Raw genomic sequence first — 11,163 nt, forward strand, 5'->3', positions numbered from 1 at the left:
GGGGTTCATTCAGGGATGACCCGAAACTAAACGCAAAACTTGAATTTATCTGCCATTGCGCCTGCAATCAACGTCACGTCCTGTTGCATCGGCCACAAAAAAGCGCCCCGAAAGGCGCTTTTGGATTCAAGCCATTAAACCGTGGGCAACTTGTGGTCTTTGAACTGCTCTCGCAATTTCAACTTGTAGATCTTGCCCGTGGCGGTGTGCGGGATCTCGTCGGTGAAGACCACGTCGTCGGGCAACTGCCACTTGGGGATCTTGCCGTCGTAGAACGCCAGGATCTCCTCACGGGTCACTTCAGCACCTGGCTTCTTGACCACGACCAGCAGCGGGCGCTCATCCCACTTGGGGTGGAACGCAGCGATGGCCGCGGCCTCGTGCACCGCCGGGTGCCCCATGGCCACGTTTTCCAGGTCGATGGAGCTGATCCATTCGCCGCCCGACTTGATCACGTCCTTGGAGCGGTCGGTGATCTGCATGTAGCCGTCGGCATCGATGGTGGCCACGTCACCAGTGGGGAACCAGCCATCGTGCAAGGGCGACCTGTCGACCTTGAAGTAGCTGCTGATGACCCAGTGGCCACGCACTTCCAGGTCGCCCGAAGTCTTGCCATCCCAAGGCAGCACTTTGCCTTCGGCATCGACGATGCGCATGTCCACGCCGTAGATCACCTTGCCTTGCTTTTCCAGCAAGCGATGCTGGGCCTCGACCGGCAAGTCGGCGTGCTTGGACTTCAAACGACCCAAGGTGCCCAGCGGCGACATCTCGGTCATGCCCCAGGCGTGGATCACCTGCACGCCGAACTCGTCTTCCAGCGTGCGGATCATGGCGGGCGGGCAAGCGGCGCCGCCCACCACGGTCCGCTTGAAGGTGCTGAACTTCAAGTTGTTCTGCTTGACGTGGTTGATCAGGCCCAGCCAGATGGTGGGCACGCCCGCGCTGAAGGTGACTTTCTCTTTTTCGAACAGGTCGTACAGCGAGGCGCCGTCCAGGTGGTGACCCGGCAGCACCAGCTTGCAGCCGATCAGTGCGCCCGAGTAAGGCAGGCCCCAGGCGTTGACGTGGAACATGGGCACCACGGGCAGCACGGTGTCGACCGTGGCCACCGACATGGCATCGGGCAAGGCTGCCGCGTAGGCGTGCAGCACGGTCGAGCGGTTGGAGTAGACCGCGCCCTTGGGGTTGCCGGTCGTGCCCGAGGTGTAGCAAATGCTGGCGGCGGTGTTCTCGTCAAACTGCGGCCAAGTGAAGTTGCCGTCTTCGGCTTCGATCAGCTCTTCGTAGCACAGCAGGTTGGGAATGGCAGTTTCCGCAGGCATGTGCGAGCGGGCCACCATCACCACCACAGCCTTGACCGTGGGCAGGCTGGGGATCAGCTTTTCGATCAAGGGCAGGATGTTCAGGTCAACGAAGAGCACCTTGTCTTCAGCGTCGTTGATGATCCAGGCCACTTGCTGCGGGAACAGGCGCGGATTGATGGTGTGGCAGACCAGTTCGGAGCCCGACACGCCGTAATAGATCTCGAGGTGGCGGTAGCCGTTCCAGGCCAAGGTGCCCACACGCTCGCCCGCCTTCAAGCCCAGACGGGCCAGGGCCTGGGCCAGCTTGCGCGAACGCAGCTCGACCTCGGACCACGTCGTGCGGTGCATGTCACCCTCGACGCGCTTGGAAACAATCTCGACGTCACCGTTGTGCCTGGCCGCGTGCGTCAGCAGCGACGAGATCAACAAGGGCATGTGCATCATTTGGCCCATCAGGCTCATTGGCGGCTCCAGAAATGTGAGGACAGGAAATTCAGACAATGATCATAGTCAAATTTTGACGTGTCACCAACAGGGTGTTTCCGCTTGAGTCGGTGATCAGCCTGCTGCCACTTGCAGCTTCTGAACCGCCAGCGCGAAGTCGGCGGGCAAACTGGTGGGGCGGCGGGTGACACGGTCCACGTACACATGGACGAAGTGCCCGCTGGCCGCCGACAAGGGCTGGCCTTCATCGAACAAGCCGATCTCGTAGCGCACGCTGCTGCTGCCAATCTTGGCCACGCGGATGCCGACATCGACATTGCGCGGGAAGGCCAAAGGCGCGAAGTAATTGCAATGCGTCTCGACCACCAGGCCGATCACGCCGCCTTCGTGGATGTCCAGAACACCGGCTTCGATCAGATAGCGGTTCACCGCCGAATCGAAATAGCTGTAATAGGTGACGTTGTTGACATGCCCGTAGATGTCGTTGTCCATCCAGCGGGTCGAGATGGTGTCAAAGTGCGCGTAGGCGCTGCGGGGTAGGGGTTGTGCACGTTCCATGCAAATGATTATTAACGCTACATTACTGACCAGTCGGTCAGTTACCCACTTCAACCTTGGCTGCCATCAAATCATCCTGCCCTGTGACCTCGCTGATCCAATCCGTTGGATCGGGGCGTCAGCGCCGCAAGGCGGCCCGGCCTCAAGAACTGCTGGAGGCCGCCCTGACGCTGTTCGTCGAGAAAGGCTTTGCCGCCACGCGCACCGAAGAGGTCGCGCGGCTGGCCGGGGTGTCCAAAGGCACCTTGTACCTGTACTACCCCAGCAAGGAAGAGCTGTTCAAAGCCGTGGTGCGCACCCACTTGGTCGAAGTCATCGCCGAGGGCAGCGGCATCGTCGAGCAGTTCGAAGGCCCCACGTCCGAACTGCTCCACCTGCTGGCCCACACCTGGTGGTCTCGCGTGGGCGCGTCGAAAGCTTCAGGGATCATGCTGGTCATCATCACCGAGGCCAACAACTTCCCTGACTTGATCCAGTTCTACATGGACGAAGTGGTGGCGCCCGCACATGCCATGCTGACCAAGGCCGTGCAGCGCGGCATGGACCGTGGCGAGTTCCGCGACATGGACGTGAGCGCCGTGGTCCATGCCCTGATCGCGCCGGTGCACTTCCTGGTGCTTTACCGGCATTGCTCGGCGGCCTGCTCGGTCAACCCGGTGCCCCTGGACCCACCCCAGTTCATTGCCACGCAAATCGAGCTCTTGCTTCGCGGTTTGGTGAAATGACCAAAAATGCGCACCGTTTTCCGTTGTCCGGGCACTGCAGTTCTTAAAATCCCTGCTTTTTCCCAATATTTAACTTCTCCGACTGCCCCTAGGATGTCCTCATGAACGTCGAACAAGCCCGCTTCAACATGATCGAGCAGCAGATCCGCCCCTGGGATGTGCTGGACAGCTCCATCCTGTCCCTCTTGTCCGTCGTGCGCCGCGAAGACTTCGTGCCTGAAGCCCACCGGTCGCTGGCCTTCATGGACCTGGAAGTGCCGTTGTCTGGCGGCCGGGCCATGCTGGCCCCCAAGCTTGAAGCCCGCCTCGTGCAAGACCTGAACCTGAGCAAACGCGACACCGTGCTGCACATCGGCGCAGGCACCGGCTACGTCACCGCCTTGCTGGCCCACAAGGCCCAACGCGTCATCGGACTGGAATCCCAGGCCGACCTGGTTCAGTTGGCCCGCACCAACCTGCGCCAGGCCAGCGTCAACAACGCCGAGATCGTCCAGTCTGATGGCGTTGAAGGCCTCCTTGCCCAAGCCCCTTTTGATGCCATCTTGCTGACAGGCTCGGTCGCCAAGGTGCCGCAAACCTTGCTGGACCAACTCAAGGAAGGTGGCCGCCTGCTGGCCATCGTGGGCGACGAGCCCATCATGCGCGCCCGTTTGTTCACTCGATTGGGCAACGGCCAGTTCAGCAGCGAAGACCTGTTCGACACCACCGCACCTCGGCTGGCAGGCTTTGTCATTCCCAGCCGCTTCCACTTCTGACAGGATTCAACAAGATGTCCCCGAACTCGAAACGCCCCGCTCTGCGCCCCGTGGTTTGCGCAGCGGCCATTGTGCTGATGAGCATGTCCGGCTGGGCCACCGCTCAAGCCCAGCAGGCGCGAGCCCAATCACTGGTGGAACTGTTTCAGGCGGCCAAGAGTTATGACGCTGCCTACCTGTCGGCCAAATCAGAAGCTGACTCTGCCCAATACAAAGCCGCCCAGGCCGATGCATTGCGCCTGCCCTCGGTGGGCCTGCGTGGCACCATCGACCGCACGCACCTGGAGTCCAGTGCACCAGGTGCGGCTGGGGAGGCCGCCAGCGGCTATGGCACCAAGAAGACCTTGGGCTTGTCGGCCAAGCAGCCGCTCTTCAACCGCGGCAATGATGCTGATGTGAGCAAGGGCCAACAAGCCCTGGTCGCCGCACAAGCCAGCCTGAAGTCCGCCGAAGACGACTTGGTCGTGAGGCTCACGCAGGCCTATTTCGACGTGCTCGCCGCGCAAGACATCCTGGCCACTACGCAGACCAACAAGAAGGCCCTGGCCGAGCAACTGGCCGCGGCCAAGCGCAATTTTGAAGTCGGCAACGCCACCATCACCGACACCCGCGAAGCCCAGGCCCGCTTTGACCTGGCGGGTGCCCAGGAGATCGCCGCCACCAATGATTTGCGCGTCAAAGGCCTGTCACTGGACCAGTTGGTGGGACAGATCGACGTCAAGCCCCGCCCTTTGATGACGCCCGTGAACCTGCCCGTGCTGATGCCCGCCTCGGTTGATGAATGGACATCACAAACCGCCCAGTCGCCCACCATCCGCAAGGCTGAAGTGGCGCTGGCACTGGCCAAACTGGACACGGCCAAGGCCCGGGCTGGTCACATGCCCACCTTGGACGCCACCGCCTCCATCGTGAACACCGACATCGACAGCAATGCCCCGGGCGCTTCTGCAGCCCAGGTCGCTGGCAGCGCTGGCACCACCTCCGCCATTGGCCTGGAACTGAACGTGCCTTTGTTCGCTGGCTTTGCCGTGCAAAACCGCATCAAGGAAACACTGGTCGGTGAAGAAAAGGCCGAGCACGACCTGGACAACGCCAAGCGCACCATCAACCTGAGCACACGCCAAGCCTTCCTGGTGGTTCAGTCTGGCATGGTGCAGGTCAAGGCCTATGAGGCCGCTGAAAGCTCGGCCAAGCTGGCGCTGGAGGCCACGCAACTGGGCTACCGCGTCGGCGTGCGCATCAACAAGGATGTGCTCGATGCGCAGAACCTGGTGGCCAACACCCAGAAGGACCTCTACAAGGCCCGCTATGACGTGCTGGTGGCCAGCATGAAACTGCGCCAGGCCAGCGGCACCCTCAAGCCCGAAGACCTGGACATGTTCAACAAACTGCTGGCACCGCAGTGACCCTGCACCAACAGCTTTGACAATCACCAAGCCCGCCTCGTGCGGGCTTTTTCTTGGCCCCTAGTTTGTCGGGGGCCTGCCCCCTAGCCCTAGGGACCAGGATGAAGTTAGGGGTATGGCGCCACCTTGAATGACCAGACATTGCGGCCATCCGATCAAGAACCTGGTCGGTGTCACACAACCATCAAGTCATCAACGGAGCAACCCATGACACATGCCTACCAACGCCTCGCCGCAGGCGCCCTCTTCAGCCTGGCGGCCATCACCAACGCCATGGCCGTCGATGGCGTCGAAACCTTCACCAGCGGCAGCAGCTTCTTCAAGCGCGTGGTCACCAACACCAACCCGCAGACCACGAGCACCACGGTGTTCCAGGACCTGCCCTCGGCGGGCACCACGATCTTCGTGCCCCCCCAGACGGCCGTGCTCGTGAGCGCACGGTTCGATGCTGAAGCTCGCTGCAGCAACACCGGCAACACCGCGCAAGACTGGTGCGAAGCGCAGATCCTGATCGGCGGCGTTGAAGGCAGCCCTCAAGCCAGCACCAACGGCCCGGACACCTACTCGCTCAAGAGCACCAATGCTGGCAGTGAAACCACCGCGTCGTGGGCCGCGCAAAGCTTCAGCCGCCACCGCTGCATCCGCAACACCTCCACCGCCCCCATGGCCGTGAACGTGAAAGTGCAGTGGAAGGTGACCAACTTTGGTGGCGCCGCCGCGGTCCCCGACTTCTGGATTGACGACTCCGCGCTGGCCATCGACATGTCGCGCGACTGCACCGTCACCAGCCCCGTTGGCACCGCCGCTTTCGGTGCAGCGGCCAAGGGCCTCTCCGCCTCTGATTCTCAATCCAACGTCAAGTAAACCATCATGAAACACACCACACACTTCCAACGTCTGGCCGCCGCTTCGCTGCTGGCCATGGCCGCAGCCAGCGGCGCCCACGCTGCCAACGTCACCCTCTTCGGTGACCGCGCTGCCTTCCTCACCGCCATTGGCGCAGCGCCTGTGGTCACGCAAGATTTCGAATCCTTCGCGGACGGCGCCAACATGGCGGGCGTGGACATCCTGCCCGGCGTGACGGTCTCGACCAACCTGGCCAACCTGGAGGTCTTCCAGGGCTCGGGCGACAAGGAACTGTTCGCCACCTCGCGCGACCTGCCTGAGGCCCAGTACCACATCAACATGAGCAGCGCCTACAAGTCGATTGGCTTTGACATCGACGCCTTCGACCCTGGCACGCCTGGCCCTGGTTTTCTGGATTTCTACTTCGCCGATGGCGACACCACCTACCAGGGCATCCCGGTGCTGCCTTTGAATGCCACTGAAAACGACCCATTGTTCCAAGGGATCATCAGCGACACCGCCATCACCAAGATCGTCTGGCGCGAAGGCCCCGAGGTGGGTGGCATCAACTGCTGCGAAGAGACGGCGCTGGACAACTTCGTGGCAGTGCAAGCCGTGCCGGAACCCAGCACGACCTTGATGCTGCTGGGTGGTCTGGGGATGATTGGTTTGCCTGCAGTACGGCGCAGGATCGGCCTGATGCGCTGAGTGCGTCATCACGCTCGACCATGAGAAAAGCCTGTGTTGTCAGTTTGCTAACAACACAGGCTTTCTGTTTGGTGCCGCTTGTCGGATTCGAACTGACGACCTACCGCTTACAAGGCGGTTGCTCTACCAACTGAGCTAAAGCGGCGAAGACTGGCAAGGGCCGCATTGTACTGCGCCCCAGCCTTCAATTTCACTTCACGCGGCGCAAAGCTGGACGACCTGAGGGTGGCGGCGAATCCGGAGGAGGTTCATCACCTTCGGAACTGACGATGCTGACAGGTGACAAGGCCTTGGTGGGGCTTTTGTCTTCCGCCTTGGAAGATGCCTTGCCACTGCTGGCACGCTCTTTCTCTTTCGCCGGAGCAGCACGCGGCGTTCTGGCCAGGCGCAAAGGCGAGGCTGAACGGTCAGCACCATCGGCGGCAGGTGCATCACCACCAGCCGCATCGTCGGTGGATTGCTCGTCATCCACACCATCCGATGCGGTTGGAACCGGGAAGGCCATGCCTTGCCCGTTCTCACGCGCATAGATGGCAATCACATGGTCCACCGGCACCGAGATCTCACGGGCGATGCCACCAAAACGCGCCTTGAACTCCACGAACTCATTGCCCAGTTGAAGCTGGGTGGTCGCCTCGAAACTGACGTTGAGGACGATTTCGTTGTTCTTGACGTATTCCTGCGGCACCTGCACCGAACGATCCACGTACACGGCCAGGTAAGGCGTGAAGCCATTGTCGGTGCACCAGTCGTGCAGTGCCCGAATGAGGTAAGGCCTGGTGGACGTGCCCTGGCTGTCTGAATCGATCGGCGTCGTGGTCATAGGATCCGGTGGCCAGTGATGATCACTTGCGCATGACTTTCTCGGACGGTGTGAGCGCCTCGATGTAGGCCGGGCGCGAGAAGATGCGTTCGGCGTACTTTAACAAGGGCAAGGCGTTCTTCGACAACTCGATGCCGTAGTAATCCAGGCGCCACAGCAGCGGTGCAATGGCCACGTCAAGCATCGAGAAATCGTCGCCCAGCATGTACTTGTTCTTCAAGAAGATGGGCGCCAGCTGGGTCAGGCGATCGCGGATCTGCGAGCGGGCCTTTTCCAGTTGCTTGTCGTTGCCCTTGATGCCACGGCCTTCCAGCACGTTGACGTGGGCGAACAACTCCTTCTCAAAGTTGAGCAGGAACAGGCGAACTCGCGCGCGCGCCACCGGATCACCCGGCATCAGTTGAGGGTGCGGGAAGCGCTCATCAATGTACTCATTGATGATGTGCGATTCGTACAGGATCAGGTCGCGCTCAACGAGGATGGGCACCTCGTTGTAGGGGTTCATCAGCGCGATGTCTTCCGGTTTGGCGAAAATATCAACATCCCGGATCTCGAAATCCATGCCCTTCTCGAACAGCACAAAGCGGCAGCGGTGCGAGTAGGGGCAGGTCGTTCCGGAGTAAAGCACCATCATGGCGGAGGACTCCTCAGTGACAAAAAACTAGTGGGGTGCAAGCACCGAAAAAATGAGCAAGCGCAGTGGCCGCCGATCAGGACAACCACTGCGCTCAAGGCTGTTAAAGCTTTACTTCACGTCTTTCCAGAAAGACGCATTCAAGCGCCAGGCAATGACGAAGAAGATGCTCAGGAAAATCAACACGCCCACACCGATGCGAACGCGTTGACCCTGGATGGGCTCGCCCATCCATTGCAGGTAGGCCACCAGATCGGCCATCTGGCTGTCAAACTCCTGGGGTTTGAGCGTGCCATCGGTCAATTGCTCGAAGCCTTCGAATCTGTGGATTTTCTTGGCAGGATCGTGCGGATCTTGCGCTTCCACGAACTTGGCTGCACGCTGGCCCTGCAATTCCCACATCACGTGAGGCATGCCCACGTTGGGAAACACCGTGTTGTTCCAGCCGGTGGGGCGGGCATCGTCGCGGTAGAAGCTGCGCAGGTAGGTGTAGAGGTAGTCGGCCCCCGAGCCCGCATGGCTGGCACGCGAACGGGCCACCAAGGTCAGGTCGGGTGGCGTGGCGCCAAACCAGGTCTTCGCGTCCTTGGCGTCCATCGACACCTTCATGGTTTCGCCGACCTTGTCGGTGGCGAACACCAGGTTTTCCTTGATCTGCTTTTCAGTCAGGCCAATGTCGCGCAGGCGGTTGTAGCGCATGAACGCGGCAGCGTGGCAGTTCAGGCAGTAGTTGACGAACAGCCGGGCACCATTTTGCAAGGCGGCCAGGTCGGTCACCCGCTCTTGGGGAAACCGGTCCAGCACCAACTCGGTGCTGGCACGCGCGCCACTCATCAGGGCAAACACGGCCAACAAGGAGGCAAGGATTTTCTTCATGTTGTGTCTCTCCTGCAGGCGGTCAGTGGGACTCGAAGGTCACGCGGTCAGGCACCTTCTTGAAGGTACCCAACTGACTCCACCACGGCATCAGCAGGAAGAAGCCGAAGTAGAAGATGGTGCCGACCTGGGCCACGCGCGTGCCGACCACCGATGGTGCCTGGATGCCCAGGTAGCCCAGCACCACGAAGAACAGCACGAACACGGCGTACAGGTATTTGACGAAGTCAGGACGGTAGCGGATGGACTTGACCGGGCTGTGGTCCAGCCAGGGCAGGAACACCAGGATCACCACCGCGCCGCCCATCACGACCACGCCCCAGAACTTGGCATCGAAGGTCTTGAGCAGGAAGATGCCGATGACGGCCGCCACCAAGGACACGACCTTGGCCTGGATGGTGCCCTTGCCCTTGATCAGGTTCAACACCGCCGCCAGGCCGACAATGACGCACAGCACATTGACGAGGTCATCAGTCGTGGCCCGCAGCATGGAGTAAAACGGCGTGAAGTACCAGACGGGCGCAATGTGCGATGGCGTCTGGAAGGGATCGGCCGGGATGAAGTTGTTGTACTCCAGGAAGTAGCCACCCGCTTCAGGCGCGAAGAAGATCACCGCGGTGAAGACGATCAGGAAGCCAGCGACCCCCATGATGTCGTGCACGGTGTAGTAAGGGTGGAAAGGAATGCCATCCAGGGGTCGTCCCTTGGCATCCTTCTTGGCCTTGATTTCAACGCCATCGGGGTTGTTGGAGCCAACCTCGTGCAGCGCGATCAGATGCGCCACCACCAGGCCCAGCAGCACCAGCGGCACCGCAATGACGTGCAGGGCGAAGAAGCGGTTGAGCGTGGCATCGCCGACCACGTAGTCACCCCGGATCAGGATGGCCAGATCAGGCCCGATGAAGGGGATCGCGGCGAACAGGTTGATGATGACCTGGGCGCCCCAGTAGGACATCTGGCCCCAGGGCAGCAGGTAGCCCATGAAGGCTTCGGCCATCAGGCACAGGAAGATCAGGCAGCCGAACACCCAGACCAGCTCACGCGGCGTGCGGTAAGAACCGTAGATCAAGCCACGGTACATGTGCAGGTAGACCACAACGAAGAAGGCCGACGCACCAGTTGAGTGCATGTAGCGCACCAACCAACCCCAGGGCACATCGCGCATGATGTACTCGACCGAGGCAAACGCCGTGGCCGCATCCGGCTTGTAGTTCATGACCAGGAAAATGCCGGTCACGATCTGGATCACCAGCACCAGCAAGGCCAGCGAGCCGAAGAAATACCAGAAATTGAAGTTCTTGGGGGCGTAGTACTCGGCCGCGTGCTCGTTCCACAGCTTGGTGGCCGGGAAGCGGTTGTCAACCCAGTTCATCAGCTTGGCGCCAGCACTGGCACCAGCAGGCACTTCTTTGAATTCAGCCATGTCGACCTCTCCTGTCAGGCTTTTTTGTCTTCACCAATGAGAATCTTGGTGTCTGACAGGTACATGTGTTGCGGCACTTCGAGGTTGTCGGGCGCGGGCATGTTCTTGTACACGCGGCCTGCCAGGTCGAAGGTCGAGCCGTGGCAAGGGCACAAGAAACCACCCGGCCAGTTGTCAGGCAACGACGTTTGCGGCCCTGCCTGGAACTTGGAAGTGGGGGAGCAACCGAGGTGCGTGCAGATGCCCACCGCCACGAACACGTCGTTCTTGATGGAACGGTGCACGTTGCGGGCGTACTCAGGGGTGAGTTCGCTGGGCTTGCGTTCGGAATTGGGGTCGGCCAGTTCAGCGGCCAGTTTGTCGAGGGCCGCGACCTGCTCGGCCGTGCGGCGAACGATCCAGACCGGTTTGCCACGCCACTCCACCGTGGCCATCTCGCCAGGCTTGAGACCACCGATGTCGACTTCAACCGATGAACCCGCCGCAAGTGCACGTTCTGACGGCTGGAAGGTGAGGGCAAAGGGCACGGCGGCGGCCACGCCGCCTGCTCCACCTGCGACACAGGCGATGGTCACCCACGTCCGGCGGCTTTGATCCACTGGCTGATTGCTCATGGTTTGGATGGCTTGAGTTTGGGGGTCAACCTCGCATTCTAGCGGAC

12 protein-coding genes and 1 tRNA gene are annotated in these 11,163 nt (G+C 60.9%); 5 read left to right on the forward strand and 8 right to left on the reverse strand.

The annotated features are described in order from the left end of the window. Nucleotides 1–134: 134 nt before the first annotated feature. Both Q7V20_RS09665 and Q7V20_RS09670 read right to left on the reverse strand, forming a co-directional pair. The gene (locus tag Q7V20_RS09665) at nt 135–1,766 is read right to left on the reverse strand and encodes a 3-(methylthio)propionyl-CoA ligase (RefSeq protein ID WP_304789851.1); all 1,632 of its coding nucleotides are present in this window, start codon (nt 1,764–1,766) and stop codon (nt 135–137) included. 96 nt (nt 1,767–1,862) lie between these two features. After that, on the reverse strand, nt 1,863–2,306 hold the full coding sequence (locus tag Q7V20_RS09670; protein WP_304789855.1) for a thioesterase family protein: 444 nt from the start codon (nt 2,304–2,306) through the stop codon (nt 1,863–1,865). An 83-nt stretch (nt 2,307–2,389) separates the two neighbouring features. Between Q7V20_RS09670 and Q7V20_RS09675 the strand changes: the two genes are divergently transcribed. The 5 genes from Q7V20_RS09675 (at nt 2,390) to Q7V20_RS09695 (ending at nt 6,746) form a co-directional block, all read left to right on the forward strand. Continuing rightward, nucleotides 2,390–3,031 (forward strand): TetR/AcrR family transcriptional regulator, encoded by a 642-nt coding sequence (locus Q7V20_RS09675; RefSeq protein ID WP_304789857.1) that lies wholly within the window; start codon nt 2,390–2,392, stop codon nt 3,029–3,031. A 101-nt stretch (nt 3,032–3,132) separates the two neighbouring features. Further along, entirely contained in the window at nt 3,133–3,786 is a 654-nt protein-coding gene (locus tag Q7V20_RS09680) for a protein-L-isoaspartate O-methyltransferase (protein WP_304789859.1), read from the forward strand. A 14-nt stretch (nt 3,787–3,800) separates the two neighbouring features. Then, nucleotides 3,801–5,192, forward strand: a complete 1,392-nt coding sequence (locus tag Q7V20_RS09685) for a TolC family outer membrane protein (RefSeq protein ID WP_304789862.1) — start codon at nt 3,801–3,803, stop codon at nt 5,190–5,192. Nucleotides 5,193–5,399: 207 nt separating this feature from the next. After that, on the forward strand, nt 5,400–6,056 hold the full coding sequence (locus Q7V20_RS09690) for a hypothetical protein (protein ID WP_304789865.1): 657 nt from the start codon (nt 5,400–5,402) through the stop codon (nt 6,054–6,056). A 6-nt stretch (nt 6,057–6,062) separates the two neighbouring features. Then, nucleotides 6,063–6,746, forward strand: coding sequence for a PEP-CTERM sorting domain-containing protein (locus Q7V20_RS09695; RefSeq protein ID WP_304789868.1), 684 nt, complete (start codon nt 6,063–6,065; stop codon nt 6,744–6,746). A 69-nt stretch (nt 6,747–6,815) separates the two neighbouring features. Here Q7V20_RS09695 and Q7V20_RS09700 read toward each other — a convergent pair. The 6 genes from Q7V20_RS09700 to petA form a co-directional block, all read right to left on the reverse strand. Continuing rightward, a tRNA-Thr gene (locus tag Q7V20_RS09700) sits at nt 6,816–6,891 on the reverse strand. 45 nt (nt 6,892–6,936) lie between these two features. After that, complete coding sequence (locus Q7V20_RS09705; RefSeq protein ID WP_304789871.1) at nt 6,937–7,569, reverse strand: ClpXP protease specificity-enhancing factor; 633 nt, start codon at nt 7,567–7,569, stop codon at nt 6,937–6,939. A gap of 22 nt (nt 7,570–7,591) precedes the next feature. Then, nucleotides 7,592–8,203, reverse strand: coding sequence for a glutathione S-transferase N-terminal domain-containing protein (locus Q7V20_RS09710; protein ID WP_230179166.1), 612 nt, complete (start codon nt 8,201–8,203; stop codon nt 7,592–7,594). Between the two features lie 111 nt (nt 8,204–8,314). Beyond that, nucleotides 8,315–9,079 carry a cytochrome c1 gene (locus tag Q7V20_RS09715; protein WP_304789874.1) on the reverse strand — a complete coding sequence of 255 codons (765 nt, stop codon included), beginning with the start codon at nt 9,077–9,079 and terminating at the stop codon, nt 8,315–8,317. Nucleotides 9,080–9,101: 22 nt separating this feature from the next. Continuing rightward, the gene (locus tag Q7V20_RS09720; RefSeq protein ID WP_304789877.1) at nt 9,102–10,502 is read right to left on the reverse strand and encodes a cytochrome bc complex cytochrome b subunit; all 1,401 of its coding nucleotides are present in this window, start codon (nt 10,500–10,502) and stop codon (nt 9,102–9,104) included. Nucleotides 10,503–10,516: 14 nt separating this feature from the next. Further along, nucleotides 10,517–11,116 carry a ubiquinol-cytochrome c reductase iron-sulfur subunit gene (gene petA, locus Q7V20_RS09725; protein WP_304789893.1) on the reverse strand — a complete coding sequence of 200 codons (600 nt, stop codon included), beginning with the start codon at nt 11,114–11,116 and terminating at the stop codon, nt 10,517–10,519. Nucleotides 11,117–11,163 lie beyond the last annotated feature (47 nt).

It is taken from the genome of Aquabacterium sp. (assembly GCF_030652515.1).
Classification (GTDB): domain Bacteria; phylum Pseudomonadota; class Gammaproteobacteria; order Burkholderiales; family Burkholderiaceae_C; genus Aquabacterium.